General features: G+C 39.4%; 16 protein-coding genes. 13 read left to right on the forward strand and 3 right to left on the reverse strand.

What is annotated here, in order from left to right; all coding sequences use genetic code 11:
• Positions 1–32 precede the first annotated feature (32 nt).
• Entirely contained in the window at positions 33–656 is a 624-nt protein-coding gene (kapD, locus tag RCG25_RS05415; protein ID WP_308082664.1) for a 3'-5' exonuclease KapD, read from the forward strand.
• 39 nt (positions 657–695) lie between these two features.
• Here kapD and RCG25_RS05420 read toward each other — a convergent pair whose 3' ends face one another.
• Positions 696–1,076 carry a kinase-associated lipoprotein KapB gene (locus tag RCG25_RS05420; protein WP_308082665.1) on the reverse strand — a complete coding sequence of 127 codons (381 nt, stop codon included), beginning with the start codon at positions 1,074–1,076 and terminating at the stop codon, positions 696–698.
• Positions 1,077–1,399: 323 nt separating this feature from the next.
• Between RCG25_RS05420 and RCG25_RS05425 the strand changes: the two genes are divergently transcribed.
• From RCG25_RS05425 to RCG25_RS05455, 7 genes are all read left to right on the forward strand, one after another.
• The gene (locus tag RCG25_RS05425; RefSeq protein ID WP_374121061.1) at positions 1,400–1,936 is read left to right on the forward strand and encodes a peptidylprolyl isomerase; all 537 of its coding nucleotides are present in this window, start codon (positions 1,400–1,402) and stop codon (positions 1,934–1,936) included.
• A gap of 174 nt (positions 1,937–2,110) precedes the next feature.
• Positions 2,111–2,323: a hypothetical protein gene (locus RCG25_RS05430; RefSeq protein ID WP_308082667.1), complete on the forward strand. Its 213-nt coding sequence runs from the start codon at positions 2,111–2,113 to the stop codon at positions 2,321–2,323.
• Between the two features lie 96 nt (positions 2,324–2,419).
• Positions 2,420–2,968 (forward strand): superoxide dismutase family protein, encoded by a 549-nt coding sequence (locus tag RCG25_RS05435; protein WP_308082668.1) that lies wholly within the window; start codon positions 2,420–2,422, stop codon positions 2,966–2,968.
• Between the two features lie 321 nt (positions 2,969–3,289).
• Positions 3,290–3,742, forward strand: a complete 453-nt coding sequence (locus tag RCG25_RS05440) for a polyadenylate binding domain-containing protein (protein WP_308082669.1) — start codon at positions 3,290–3,292, stop codon at positions 3,740–3,742.
• Positions 3,743–3,870: 128 nt separating this feature from the next.
• A complete protein-coding gene (locus RCG25_RS05445) occupies positions 3,871–5,064 on the forward strand; it encodes an alanyl-tRNA editing protein (RefSeq protein ID WP_308082670.1) in 1,194 nt (397 codons plus the stop codon).
• 69 nt (positions 5,065–5,133) lie between these two features.
• Positions 5,134–5,511, forward strand: coding sequence for a PH domain-containing protein (locus tag RCG25_RS05450; protein WP_308082671.1), 378 nt, complete (start codon positions 5,134–5,136; stop codon positions 5,509–5,511).
• A gap of 29 nt (positions 5,512–5,540) precedes the next feature.
• Positions 5,541–5,804: a DUF1871 family protein gene (locus tag RCG25_RS05455; RefSeq protein WP_308082672.1), complete on the forward strand. Its 264-nt coding sequence runs from the start codon at positions 5,541–5,543 to the stop codon at positions 5,802–5,804.
• 349 nt (positions 5,805–6,153) lie between these two features.
• On the opposite strand, the gene RCG25_RS05460 is transcribed toward RCG25_RS05455, so the two are convergent.
• Positions 6,154–6,357 carry a helix-turn-helix domain-containing protein gene (locus tag RCG25_RS05460; RefSeq protein ID WP_308082673.1) on the reverse strand — a complete coding sequence of 68 codons (204 nt, stop codon included), beginning with the start codon at positions 6,355–6,357 and terminating at the stop codon, positions 6,154–6,156.
• 212 nt (positions 6,358–6,569) lie between these two features.
• On the opposite strand from RCG25_RS05460, the gene yugI reads away from it, so the two are divergent.
• The 3 genes from yugI to RCG25_RS05475 all read left to right on the forward strand — a co-directional run bounded on the left by yugI (position 6,570) and on the right by RCG25_RS05475 (position 9,629).
• On the forward strand, positions 6,570–6,974 hold the full coding sequence (gene yugI / locus RCG25_RS05465; protein WP_308082674.1) for a S1 domain-containing post-transcriptional regulator GSP13: 405 nt from the start codon (positions 6,570–6,572) through the stop codon (positions 6,972–6,974).
• A gap of 160 nt (positions 6,975–7,134) precedes the next feature.
• Positions 7,135–8,334 carry an ornithine--oxo-acid transaminase gene (locus tag RCG25_RS05470; protein ID WP_308082675.1) on the forward strand — a complete coding sequence of 400 codons (1,200 nt, stop codon included), beginning with the start codon at positions 7,135–7,137 and terminating at the stop codon, positions 8,332–8,334.
• A gap of 23 nt (positions 8,335–8,357) precedes the next feature.
• On the forward strand, positions 8,358–9,629 hold the full coding sequence (locus RCG25_RS05475) for a Glu/Leu/Phe/Val family dehydrogenase (RefSeq protein WP_308082676.1): 1,272 nt from the start codon (positions 8,358–8,360) through the stop codon (positions 9,627–9,629).
• A gap of 221 nt (positions 9,630–9,850) precedes the next feature.
• On the opposite strand, the gene RCG25_RS05480 is transcribed toward RCG25_RS05475, so the two are convergent.
• Positions 9,851–10,081, reverse strand: coding sequence for a DUF378 domain-containing protein (locus RCG25_RS05480; RefSeq protein WP_308082677.1), 231 nt, complete (start codon positions 10,079–10,081; stop codon positions 9,851–9,853).
• Positions 10,082–10,220: 139 nt separating this feature from the next.
• Between RCG25_RS05480 and RCG25_RS05485 the strand changes: the two genes are divergently transcribed.
• Positions 10,221–11,384: an iron-containing alcohol dehydrogenase gene (locus RCG25_RS05485; protein ID WP_308082678.1), complete on the forward strand. Its 1,164-nt coding sequence runs from the start codon at positions 10,221–10,223 to the stop codon at positions 11,382–11,384.
• 175 nt (positions 11,385–11,559) lie between these two features.
• The gene (locus RCG25_RS05490) at positions 11,560–12,909 is read left to right on the forward strand and encodes a glucose-6-phosphate isomerase (RefSeq protein ID WP_308082679.1); all 1,350 of its coding nucleotides are present in this window, start codon (positions 11,560–11,562) and stop codon (positions 12,907–12,909) included.
• Positions 12,910–12,970 lie beyond the last annotated feature (61 nt).

The following is a 12,970-nucleotide window of genomic DNA, read 5'->3' on the forward strand; positions in this document are numbered from 1 at the left end:
GTAAGATGGAAACGAATGGTGGTGATAGTAAAATGAGAACAAAGAAACAATATTTATTTATTGATTTTGAATTTACAATGCCTGAGCGAAATATGCGTATGAAAGATTTTTTTGCTGAAATCATCGAGGTTGGAATAGTTGCCGTAGTTGATGATGAGGTTACGGAACAATTTTCATCCTATGTTTCACCACTTAAATTCCCAAAACTATCAGAGCGCTGCAAATCATTCTTACATATTTCACAGCAGCAGGTCGATAAGGGGCTATCAATTTATGAACTTATAAAAAAGCTGGAGGAGTTCAATAAAATTAACTATGATACCACTATTGTTACTTGGGGAAATATGGATATGAAGGTCTTACGGCATAATTGTTTACAGGCGGGTATGGCATTTCCTTTTAAGGCAGCTGAAATTGATTTGTCTATGGAATATAAACGGTTCTTTGGTGATCAAAATCAAACCGGCTTATGGAAAGCTGTTCAGGAATATGGCAAAGAAGGGACAGGCAGGCACCACCGGGCATTAGATGATGCGTTGACTACCTACAATATATTCAAACTTGTTGAAAAGGATAAACGATACTTGGAAAAACCAAAACCAACAACTATTGGGGATCGTATTGATTTTTCAAAGCTATTAAATGAATTTGCATAAAAGGCCAAATCATTCAAACTGATTTGGCCTTTTGTTCTTCTATAACTTATAATCCTTTTCTAATGCTGCGACCGCTTTCAAGCTCATTTCAGCCCATTCTGATGGAGCTTCCTCGAGGTCTTTTTTCATTTTGGCCATAGCTTCTTTTAAGGATTCCTGATATTCAGGGATTTCACCGTCAAACTGTTTTACCATCTGTTTCGGAATATTAGCTTGCTCCCTAAAAGCGAGTGCCCGTCTTTCATGGAAAATTAGAACATCTGCATCCTTGGGATTATGAAGATCCCCTTGCATCGGGTGTTTAAGAACACTCAAAACTCTTACTAAATAATGCTGAGGTCGAATTTCCGTTAATTCCCCAATATATTTCCCAGTTTTATAAATTCCTGTAACAATATCACCAATTTGCATCTCCGACACATCCATCACTCCTCCATCTAATTGTTTCTCCTTTCATTTTATAAGAAAACATAGTAAATTAAAAACAATGTGTGAAATAATATTCATTCGTTTAAAGTGGATAATTGGAGGGAAGCTAAATGAGAAAGAAATTGCAAATAATTGTCACACTAATGACAATCGTTCTAGTATTGGCAGCATGTGGGACAAGTTCGAACAAGGAAGAAGCAAAAGTGAAGACTGCCACGCCAAAAACAGAACAAAAGAAAGGAGACGAACAAGTGTCAAATACAGTGTATCCTCAGTTAACTACTGAAGTAGCTGAAAATGAGAAATTGATTGAAATGGAAACTTCCATGGGGAAAATCAAAATTAAATTATTCCCCGAGTATGCACCAAAAGCAGTTGAGAACTTTGTGAAACACAGTGAAGAAGGGTATTACGACGGACTTATTTTTCATAGAGTAATAAATGATTTCATGATTCAGGGCGGAGATCCTAATGGGAATGGAACAGGTGGAGAAAGTATTTACGGCAATCCGTTTGAAGATGAATTCTCTAATAATCTTTTCAATCTACGCGGAGCCCTTTCAATGGCTAACTCCGGTGCGAACACAAATGGAAGTCAGTTTTTTATTGTTCAAAAGACCTCTCTAGATCCATCTATGAAATCGGAAATGGAAAAAGCGGGTTATCCAAAAGAGATGATAGAAGCCTACGATAAAAATGGTGGAACACCATGGCTTGATCATAAACATACAGTTTTCGGTCAAGTAGTTGAGGGGATGGATATTGTTGATAAGATTGCCAATACCCCAGTAGATCCAAAGGACAAGCCAGAAAAAGACGTAATCATCAAAAAAATTACCGTTTTAAAATAATGGCTGTGTTAAAGAACAGTAATAATTTTTTACCCTGTTGATTGGAGCGGAAATCAACAGACAAGTTTGACAGAGCCAAAATAAGCGTAACTGTAAAATGATTCATTGGTAAGAAACGTTTTTTGTTGCTATAATTACTTTTTAGAGCCATTCCTTTTAGAAAGGGAGAGAAAAATGTTTCTACCATCCGTTCTATCATTGTTTTTATATTTTCCGGAAGATAAATCAGAGTATATTCCTGCAGCCATTACGTTTGCCATCTTTTTAATTGGTGCTCTTCTGACAATGAGATTCATCATAAAGATTTCAAAACGTGAGGCTCTGAAGACAAAAGAGCTAGAGGAACAAATACTAAAAAATAATCAGTCCAATCAGAGAAACAGTTAACCAGTGCTGTTTCTTTTTTTATATGAAATGAGGTGAATAGGTCTACCCACTCAAGCCCATACTAAGCGCAAATTGTCTATTAATGGGGGAGTACATATGAAAAAAAGCTGGTTGATTATTCCACTTCTTTTGCTGACAGGATGTATGGAAAAGGAAATAAAAAAACTGGATGTTGAGATGTTCAATGCTTCAGGAGACTCACTTGGAACAGTTACATTGGCTGAGCAAACCAGCGGTGTGAAAATGTCGGTAAGTTTAAAGGGTCTTCCAGCTGGAGAGCATGCGATTCATATTCATGAAAAGGGGAAATGTGAAGCACCTGATTTTAAATCGGCAGGTAATCATTTTAACCCAGAAAAAAAAGAACATGGACTCCTTCATCCCAAAGGGGCACATGCTGGAGACTTGCCAAATTTAATTGTAGAGGATAGTGGGGCTGTTACGGCAGAACTAATGGCGCCAAATGTAACGTTAAAGAATGGGAAGAAGTCATTATTTACGAAAGAAGGAACATCTATTGTCGTCACCGAAGGAAAGGATGATGGGATGACCCAACCAACGGGAGACTCCGGAAATCGAATCGCTTGTGGTGAAATTTCAAAGAATAAAAATGGACAAAAAAAGGCGCAGGAAGAAAAAGAATAAAACTGAAAGCTATCTCTATCAGGGGATAGCTTTTTGGTGTTTAGCCAGGAAATTATAAAAAGATTCAAGTGTGGATAACTGAACTATTTGTCCGAATCTAGCTACAGCGCCTAGCCCCTCGGGTCAAATAACCTTCGGCAATAAAAGTCAAAAGGCGGACTTTTCTTACCGAAGAACATTTGCCTGTCGGGGCTGAACGAGGCGCTTCCGCCTTTTGTTCTTTATGTCCTCTTAAAAAAATTTATTCATAATGGGTAGGAATCTAAGCTTATCCAAAAAGTGAGACATACACTACATTAGAGACGGTAAGGAGGCGATAAAATGGACAAAAGACAATTTGGCGGATTCCCCGGACAAATGGGTTACCCACAAATGGGAGGTTATCAGCAACCTGGATTTGGACAAATGGGAGGCTACCAACAGCCTGGATTTGGACAAATGGGAGGCTACCAACAGCCTGGATTTGGACAAATGGGAGGCTATCAGCAGCCTGGATTTGGACAAATGGGAGGTTACCAGCAGCCTGGATTTGGACAGATGATGGGAGGCTATCACCACCATCACGGCTATCCACAAATGATGGGAGGCTTTCCTCAACAAATGGGAGGCTTTCAACAACCGATGATGGGTGGGCAGCAAACAGGCTTTCCACAAATGATGGGTGGACAGCAACCTGGATTCCCACAAATGATGGGCGGGCAACAGATGGGTGGATCGACTCAAGGACAGAAACCACCATCAATGGGCGGCCAACGAAAAAAAGACAAAAAATAATGAGTGTCATCTGAACTATAGGTAAACCTGTCAACTTTTTATAAGGGACAGGTTTTTCTATTTCTTGCTTTTTATCGTATTTTTCAAGACAATGAATTCATTAAATTAATTATTGGAGTGCATGGACAATGGAACAAAAATTATATTACCAAGATGCGTACATACAAACGTTTTCTGCTCAAATAGTAAAACAAGAACAAGATGAGCAGGGACAGTGGTATGTTGTTTTAGACCAGACTGCCTTTTATCCAACAGGTGGCGGACAGCCATATGATCAAGGAACCATTGCAGATAGGAACGTTATCAATGTGGAAGAAAAAGAGGGAGAAATCCGTCATTACCTGGAAACCCCTTTACAGGAGGTTGAAGGAATAAAAGAAGGGAGAGTTGATTGGGAAAGACGGTTCGACCATATGCAGCAGCATTGTGGACAGCATATTTTATCAGCAGCCTTTGATCATCTTTTTCAATATAAAACAGTTGGTTTTCATTTAGGAGCAGAGACGCTGACGATAGACCTTGAAACTGAAACTCTAACAGAACACGAAGTAAAAAGGGCCGAAGAACTTGCAAATAAAACTATTTTGGAAAATAGAGAGATTGAAGTGAAATGGGTAACGGAAGCAGAGTTATCCCAATATGCCCTTCGAAAAGAGACAAAGGTAAAAGAGGATATTCGACTTGTGATTATTCCGGATTTTGATTATAACGGCTGTGGTGGAACACATCCTAAATCAACTGGAGAGGTTAGCGCCATTAAAATATTAAATTGGGAAAGACAGAAGAAAAAGATTCGTCTGCAATTTGTTTGCGGGCACCGAGTAATAAAGCAGCTTGAGAAAAAACAAAAGGTTATGCTTGAATTAACTAAGCTACTCAATGCTCCCGAAAAAGAAATGGAAGCTGCTGTCAGTCGATTGATTGAAAACGGTAAAAGTTTGGAAAAGGCGTTGGAGCAAGCGAAGGAAAATTTACTTCAATATGAAGCAAAGGATCTATTGGCCAAATCAGAGGACGCTCGTCAAATAGTGGGTAAGGTATTTCAAAATCGCACCATCCAAGAGCTGCAAAAGCTTGCTCGACTTATAACTGCTGAAAACGATCAGGTTCTAGTTTTCATTGTCTCAACCAATGAAGGTCGGTTACAGCTTGTGTGTGCTAGAGGTGCTGCAAGAGAAGAAAATATGAAAGCATTGGTTGAAGAAATTCTATCAAAGATAAATGGAAAAGGCGGTGGAAATGAATCCTTTGCACAAGGCGGAGGAGATGCCCACCTACCAGCAGAAGAGATTCTTGAACTTATCTTAGCGCGTTTAAAATAGCTTCCTGTAAGTTTTCTTTGCTTGGATATTTAGGTATACTTGGATTAGAAACGTGAGAGGGTGAAAATCGTGGGATTTTTAGATGGATTAATGGGTAATGCATCAGAAGTAAATGCTGCAGAAGTACAGCGGGAATTTGGACGAGTTCTAGCACCGGCTGAACAAATTGAAAAGGCATATAAACTTATTCGTGATATGTTTATTTTTACTAATAAGCGATTAATATTAGTAGACAAACAAGGACTTACAGGGAAAAAGGTCGAGTACCATTCGATTCCTTATAAAAGCATTACACATTTCAGTATTGAAACAGCAGGAAACTTTGACTTAGATGCAGAACTGAAAATCTGGATCTCAGGGAATGCCCTTCCATTACAAAAGCAATTTAACAAAAACCTTAACATCTATGAGCTTCAAAGTGTTCTTGCAGAATATGTTCTGAAATAATACGACGAAGATGAGCTGGAGAGAATAATATGAGAAAAGAGCTTCAAACAAACTTGCAGTATGTGGATGCATTAAATGAGTGGGATCCATTTCAATTAAAGACGGGCGGCTATGAAACAGAGATTGCTGATACGGTGCAAGCAGTGCATGAATTAAATGATTCAAAAAAGCTTGCTGAGCGAATTCAAGCCATTTATGAGTTATCATTTGAAAAACTAATCCCGATGGAAAGCTGTTTGAAAATGGCAGAGAAATTACTCATCATAAAAGAAAATGAATCTTGTTCTATCTAATAGGCTGTGTTTAAGAGCATTGTTTATTTTTATCCCCTGTTGATTGGAGCGGAAGGCTCGAAGACTCCTGTGGGAGTACGGTTCAGGGGAGACCCCGCAGGCGCAAGCGCCGAGGAGGCTCGCCGAAACGCCCACGAACCGCTCGAGCCTGGAGCGGAAATCAACAGGCAATTTTAACAGAGCCATCTAATAAAAAAAAGGACAAACCATTATGGTTGTCCTCTCAAAAAGGGGGAATACTAGAAAGCTTTATATTTTAAGCTTTTCCAGATTCCTCTTTTTATATACTCCTAAAAGAAAAAAATAAAAAAGCGGTACTTTTGACCCGCTTTTCAACGTTGCTTTATAATCACTCACTATGTGCTAATAATTCAGTAGCAGGGATATCTAGAACAGTAGATATTTTTAGAATCGTTTGGTTACTTGGGATTTGTTCCCCAGATTCATACTTTTCAATGGTTTGCGTTCCCACTCTAATCTTTTGAGCTAGTTCCTCTTGGGTCATGTTTACTCTTTCGCGGTAAGTTTTAATGGTGTGGCCGATGGTATTCATACCGTTCACCTCTTTTTAGAAAATATATTTTCTCACTATTAGTATATCATTGTATTATTTTTTTACTTATTCCCTTTTTGAACATTTTGTTAAAAAATTCTTCTAGAGCCATTAATTCATGGAGAAGCTTTTTTGATTAAACCTATTTAGTATGATATAATCTTTAAATGCGTATATAAGGGTATAAATAATTATTATTTAGGAGTGTTTTCATGTCAGAAAAATTCGAAACAGGCAGTATAGTAACAGGTAAAGTAACGGGTATTCAACCATATGGTGCGTTCGTTGCGCTAGACGAAAATACACAAGGTCTTGTACACATCTCCGAAATCACGCACGGCTATGTAAAAGATATTAATGAACACCTTAAAGTTGGAGATGAAATCAAGGTTAAGGTATTATCTGTGGACGAAAGTGCTGGAAAAATTGGCTTATCTATTCGTGCAACAGAAGAAGCACCTGTTCAACAACAACAAGCTGTTAAAGCTAAGAAGCCTCGTAAGCGCCAGGCAGCAGCAATTATTCCTGAAGCTGATGGTCAACAAGGTTTTAACACGTTAAAAGATAAGCTTCAAGAGTGGATCGATCAGTCACAACGCGAAGAAATTAAAAAATAAAGAATCTAAAAGCCTAGGACCTGCTATGACACATAGCTTGGACTAGGCTTTTTTTTAGAGATTAAAAAAAGTTTATTAGAAGTGTTCATTCTTTTTTGGGGCTCGGCTACAATAGTACTATACATACTTAAATTTCAGGATTGAAATGGAGGAAGGATTCATGAAATCTAACGTTAATACAAGTGAATTGATTGAGAAAACAGAGAAATATGGTGCAAATAACTATCATCCACTTCCAATTGTCATATCACGTGCTGAAGGTGTTTGGGTGGAAGACCCGGAAGGCAACAAATACATGGATATGCTTAGTGCTTATTCTGCGGTAAACCAGGGCCATCGTCATCCAAAAATCATTCAAGCATTAAAGGATCAGGCAGACAAGGTGACATTAACCTCACGTGCCTTCCATAATGACCAGCTTGGTCCGTGGTATGAAAAAGTAAGCCAATTAACGAATAGAGAAATGGTCCTTCCAATGAATACAGGGGCAGAAGCTGTTGAGACGGCTGTAAAGGCAGCTCGCCGCTGGAGCTATGATGTGAAAGGGATTGCAGAAGACCAAGCAGAAATCATTGCTTGTGTAGGAAACTTCCACGGAAGAACAATGACAGCCGTTTCATTATCTTCCGATCCTGAATATAAACGTGGATTTGGTCCCATGCTTCCAGGAATTAAGCTCATTCCTTATGGAGATTTAGAGGCCTTAAAAGCAGCGATTACTCCAAATACAGCTGCATTCTTAATTGAACCGATTCAAGGTGAAGCTGGCATTGTCATTCCACCTGAAGGGTTTATCAAGCAAGCAATGGACCTTTGTAAGAAAAATAATGTTCTTTTTATAGCAGATGAAATTCAAGCGGGACTAGCACGTACGGGTAAAATGTTTGCATGTGAATGGGAGGGAATTGAACCAGACATGTATATTCTGGGCAAAGCACTTGGCGGGGGTGTATTCCCCATTTCATGTGTCGTCGCCAATAAGGATATCTTGGGCGTATTTAATCCTGGTTCACATGGTTCTACTTTTGGCGGAAATCCAATGGCTTGTGCAGTTTCTATTGCAGCCTTAGATGTGTTGGTTGATGAACAGCTTGCACAAAAATCATTAGAACTTGGAGAATATTTTATTAGCAAATTAAAAGAGATTAAGAATCCTAAAATAAAGGACGTTCGCGGAAGAGGATTGTTCATCGGAGTGGAATTGACAGAAGCTGCTCGTCCGTATTGTGAACAATTAAAGGATTTTGGACTTCTATGTAAAGAAACTCATGATACAGTCATTCGTTTTGCACCTCCCCTCGTCATTACTAAAGAAGAGTTAGATTGGGCAATCGAGCGGATTGTCAAAGTATTAGGCTAAGATTATCAAATAGGGGTGCAAAAATGGGGACTAATGATGGAGACGGAATGGAAAAGGAAATAATCAACCTTCTTTCATCAACGCAGATTGTTATTCATGATGCATTAAACAAGCTAGGGCTTAATCAAGACGTGTATCATTTATTGGAAGAACCTTTAAGAACCATGACCGTACGAATTCCCATTCGTATGGATGATGGTTCTACGAAAATTTATACAGGCTTCCGTGCCCAGCATAATGATGCGGTTGGACCGACAATGGGCGGTGTCCGCTTTCACCCCATGGTAAGCGAACATGAAGTCAAAGCATTATCCATGTGGATGAGCTTGAAATGTGGGATTGTTGATTTACCCTTTGGTGGGGGGAAGGGCGGTATTGTATGTAACCCAAGGACCATGTCATCGGGGGAACTTGAACGTTTAAGCCGTGGGTATGTTCGTGCAATCAGCCAAATCGTTGGGCCGACGAAGGATATACCGGCACCAGATATGTATACAAATTCTCAGATTATGGCCTGGATGATGGATGAATACAGCTGTCTACGACAATTTGATTCTCCAGGGTTTATAACGGGGAAACCGCTCGTGCTTGGAGGATCTGAGGGCCGGGAAAAAGCAGGAGCAAAGGGTGTAACGATTTGTATTGAAGAAGCAGCCAAAAAAAGTGGAATTAACATAAAAGGTGCCCAAGTTATTATCCAAGGTTTTGGAAATGCGGGAAGTTTTATTGCGGAATTTCTTCATGAAATGGGTGCCAGGATTATTGGAATCTCAGATGTCTATGGTGCACTTTATGATCCTGACGGCCTGCCAATTCAATATTTATTAGACCGTCGCGATAGCTTTGGTACCATAACTACCCTTTTTGAGGGCGTGATTACCAATCAAGAACTGCTTGAACAGGAATGTGATATTTTAATACCAGCTGCTGTCTCGAATCAAATTACTGCTGAAAATGCTTATAATATTAAAGCGAAGATTGTTGTAGAAGCTGCCAATGGCCCTACTACATTTGAAGCAACAAAAATACTAACAGAGCGTAATATTATGCTTGTGCCTGATGTCCTTGCAGGTGCCGGTGGTGTTACCGTTTCCTATTTTGAGTGGGTCCAAAACAATCAAGGATACTATTGGAGTGAGGAAGAGGTTGAGTTCAGATTGAGGAAAAGAATCATCCAATCCTTCCATGATATTTATGAGCTTGCCATAGCACGGAATATTAATATGCGGTTAGCTGCTTATATGGTGGGCGTAAGAAAAATGGCAGAGGCATCCTTATTCAGAGGATGGATATAAATAAAAAAACCTTGCAGTCTCTTTTGGGCTGCAAGGTTTTTTTATTATATAGAAAATAATAAAAGGGTAGAATGGAAACTGAAATAGTTGTCTGAATCTAGCTCCAGCGCCTAGCCCCTCGGGTCAAATAACCTTCGGCAAGAAAAGTCAAAAGGCGGACTTTTCCCGCCGAAGAACATTTGCCTGTCGGGGCTGAACGAGGCGCTTCCGCCTTTTGTTTTTTACACTCTATCCGTTTCTGGCTCTCTTACACGTTCTTCGTTTGGTTTGAAGAGAAGACCAAGGTTAATCAATCCAGCAATACCTACTAAACCATAGATAATTCTAGAGAGGGCAGAATCTTGGCCACCAAATATGCTAGCGACAAGATCGAATTGAAAGAAGCCAATTAAGCCCCAATTAATGGCGCCAATAATAGTAAGAACTAGTGCGATACGTTGAATAGAACTCATGATTTATCCTCCTTTAAAATTGTTTCAGGTTTAGTTTGATTCAATATTTGCTTAACTATTCCTAAAAAAATAAAATCCTTATTTTTGCAAAAAGGGAGATAATAATTAATAATGTTTAATGAAAAGGAGAGTGCAAACTATGGAGAATTTTACATTTTGGAATCCTACAAAGCTAATTTTCGGTAAGGGACAACTCGAACAATTAAAAAAGGAAATTCCTGTATACGGAAAAAAAGTATTGCTCGTTTATGGCGGTGGCAGTATTAAAAAGAGCGGGCTATACGATAATGTTCAAGCACTTTTACAAGAAATAGGTGCTGAGGTATTTGAACTTTCAGGCGTGGAACCAAATCCACGTATCGCAACTGCGAGAAAAGGCGTAGAAATATGTAAAAAAGAAGGAATCGAATTCCTTTTAGCCGTAGGTGGAGGAAGTGTAATCGACTGCACAAAGTTGATTGCTGCTGGAGCAAAGTATGACGGAGACGCATGGGATCTAGTGATTAAAAAGGCGTTTGCTCGGGAGGCCCTTCCATTCGGAACAGTATTGACCCTCGCAGCAACTGGTTCAGAAATGAACGCAGGCTCGGTTATTACGAATTGGGAAACCAATGAAAAATATGGGTGGGGCAGTCCTGTTACTTTCCCTAAATTTTCTATCTTAGATCCTGTTCATACGTATACTGTTCCAAAGAATCAAACCATTTATGGAATAGTTGATATGATGTCACATGTTCTTGAACATTACTTCCATTTGGAAGAAAAAACGGAGTTTCAAGACCGTATGTGTGAATCCCTGCTCGTAACTATTATGGAGACTGCGCCAAAATTATTAGCGGACCTTGAAAATTACGATTATCGAGCGACCATTCTCTACAGCGGTACGATGGCATTAAACGGCATCTTGAATATGGGCTATAGAGGAGATTGGGCAACTCACAATCTAGAACATGCGGTTTCAGCTGTTTATGATATTCCACATGGAGGAGGTTTAGCTATCCTTTTCCCTCACTGGATGAGACATAACCTAGCAGTAAAACCAGAGCGCTTTAAGCAATTAGCTGTAAGAGTATTTGGCGTGAACCCTGAAGGAAAGACTGCCGAGGAAGCAGGTCTTGAGGGGATTCAAAAATTACGTGAATTCTGGAGCAGCATTGAAGCACCAGCTCGTTTAGCTGACTACGATATCGATGATAGCAAGCTGGATTTAATGGCTGACCGGGCAATGGCAAACGGTGAGTTCGGTAATTTCAAAAAGTTGAATAGAGAAGATACCTTAGCTATTTATCGGGCATCATTATAATTGGGGGAGACTCGGAGCATACATTGTCCGAGTCTTTTCTTTAATTTCATCATTAAGTGACAATTTTTTTAAAACTGTCGAAAATGGGTACGCTTACAAGAGGGTACCTTCCTTGATTATCCGCTCATCATTGGTTAAAGTGGTTATTGAAAAATAAATTTATGGAGGATCATACATGACACACGTTCGTTTTGATTACTCAAAAGCACTTACTTTTTTTGGGGAACATGAACTTACATACCTTCGCGATGCAGTGAAAGTAGCACACCATTCTTTACATGAGAAAACGGGAGCAGGCAATGACTTTTTAGGATGGATTGACCTGCCAGCTAATTATGATAAAGAAGAGTTCTCGCGTATTCAGAAATCTGCTGAGAAAATTAAAGGCGATTCCGATGTCCTTCTTGTGATTGGGATTGGTGGATCTTATCTTGGCGCAAGAGCAGCCATTGAAATGCTGCAGCACAGCTTTTATAATGCTTTAACAAAGGAACAACGTAAAACTCCACAAATCATTTTTGTAGGGAACAATATAAGTTCCACTTATATGAAAGATTTAATGGATCTCCTTGAAGGAAAAGATTTTTCTATCAATGTGATTTCGAAGTCTGGAACAACAACAGAACCAGCGATTGCCTTCCGTATTTTCCGCAAGCTTCTTGAGGAAAAGTACGGTGTGGAAGAAGCAAGAAAAAGAATTTATGCAACAACTGACAAAGCAAGAGGAGCTTTAAAGACGCTTGCAACAGAAGAAGGTTACGAAACCTTTGTAATTGCAGATGATATTGGCGGTCGCTACTCTGTTTTAACCGCTGTAGGGCTGCTTCCCATTGCGGTGAGTGGCGCAAATATTGAAAGAATGATGGAGGGTGCAGCAGTAGCACAAGAGGACTTTGGTCATTCAGAGCTAGAAGAGAATCCAGCTTATCAATATGCAGCCGTTAGAAATGCCCTCTACAACAAAGGTAAAACTATTGAAATGCTGATTAATTATGAGCCAGGTCTTCAGTATTTCTCTGAATGGTGGAAGCAACTGTTTGGAGAAAGTGAAGGGAAAGATCAAAAGGGAATCTTCCCATCTTCAGCCAATTTCTCAACAGATCTTCACTCACTTGGACAATATGTTCAAGAAGGACGCCGTGATTTATTTGAAACCATAATTAAGGTGGATAAGCCGCGTCATGAGTTGAAAATTGAAGCGTTTGATAATGATTTGGACGGTCTTAATTATTTGGCTGGACAAACAGTGGATTTTGTTAATAATAAAGCATTTGAAGGAACCATGCTTGCACATACAGACGGAGGCGTACCTAACCTGATTGTCTCTATCCCTGCAATGGATGAGTATACATTTGGGTACCTTGTCTATTTCTTTGAAAAAGCTTGTGCGATGAGCGGTTATCTTCTAGGGGTAAACCCATTTGATCAGCCGGGTGTTGAAGCTTATAAAGTGAACATGTTCGCCCTATTAGGCAAGCCTGGATTTGAAGAGAAAAAGGCAGAATTAGAAAAACGGTTGAAATAATGTTGAAAAAAAGAGTGCTGATGCTAAAAGCGTCAGCACTCTTTTGTTATGAAACAATTTA

The organism is Neobacillus sp. PS2-9, assembly GCF_030915525.1.
Lineage (GTDB): Bacteria > Bacillota > Bacilli > Bacillales > Cytobacillaceae > Neobacillus.

What these genes read in the sequence shown, in the direction of transcription:
- kapD (WP_308082664.1), top strand. Translation starts at nt 33, where the DNA reads ATGAGAACAAAGAAACAATATTTATTTATTGATTTTGAATTTACAATG.
- RCG25_RS05425 (WP_374121061.1), top strand. Translation starts at nt 1,400, where the DNA reads ATGGAAACTTCCATGGGGAAAATCAAAATTAAATTATTCCCCGAGTAT.
- RCG25_RS05430 (WP_308082667.1), top strand. Translation starts at nt 2,111, where the DNA reads ATGTTTCTACCATCCGTTCTATCATTGTTTTTATATTTTCCGGAAGAT.
- RCG25_RS05435 (WP_308082668.1), top strand. Translation starts at nt 2,420, where the DNA reads ATGAAAAAAAGCTGGTTGATTATTCCACTTCTTTTGCTGACAGGATGT.
- RCG25_RS05440 (WP_308082669.1), top strand. Translation starts at nt 3,290, where the DNA reads ATGGACAAAAGACAATTTGGCGGATTCCCCGGACAAATGGGTTACCCA.
- RCG25_RS05445 (WP_308082670.1), top strand. Translation starts at nt 3,871, where the DNA reads ATGGAACAAAAATTATATTACCAAGATGCGTACATACAAACGTTTTCT.
- RCG25_RS05455 (WP_308082672.1), top strand. Translation starts at nt 5,541, where the DNA reads ATGAGAAAAGAGCTTCAAACAAACTTGCAGTATGTGGATGCATTAAAT.
- RCG25_RS05460 (WP_308082673.1), bottom strand. Translation starts at nt 6,357, where the DNA reads ATGAATACCATCGGCCACACCATTAAAACTTACCGCGAAAGAGTAAAC.
- yugI (WP_308082674.1), top strand. Translation starts at nt 6,570, where the DNA reads ATGTCAGAAAAATTCGAAACAGGCAGTATAGTAACAGGTAAAGTAACG.
- RCG25_RS05470 (WP_308082675.1), top strand. Translation starts at nt 7,135, where the DNA reads ATGAAATCTAACGTTAATACAAGTGAATTGATTGAGAAAACAGAGAAA.
- RCG25_RS05475 (WP_308082676.1), top strand. Translation starts at nt 8,358, where the DNA reads ATGGGGACTAATGATGGAGACGGAATGGAAAAGGAAATAATCAACCTT.
- RCG25_RS05480 (WP_308082677.1), bottom strand. Translation starts at nt 10,081, where the DNA reads ATGAGTTCTATTCAACGTATCGCACTAGTTCTTACTATTATTGGCGCC.
- RCG25_RS05485 (WP_308082678.1), top strand. Translation starts at nt 10,221, where the DNA reads ATGGAGAATTTTACATTTTGGAATCCTACAAAGCTAATTTTCGGTAAG.
- RCG25_RS05490 (WP_308082679.1), top strand. Translation starts at nt 11,560, where the DNA reads ATGACACACGTTCGTTTTGATTACTCAAAAGCACTTACTTTTTTTGGG.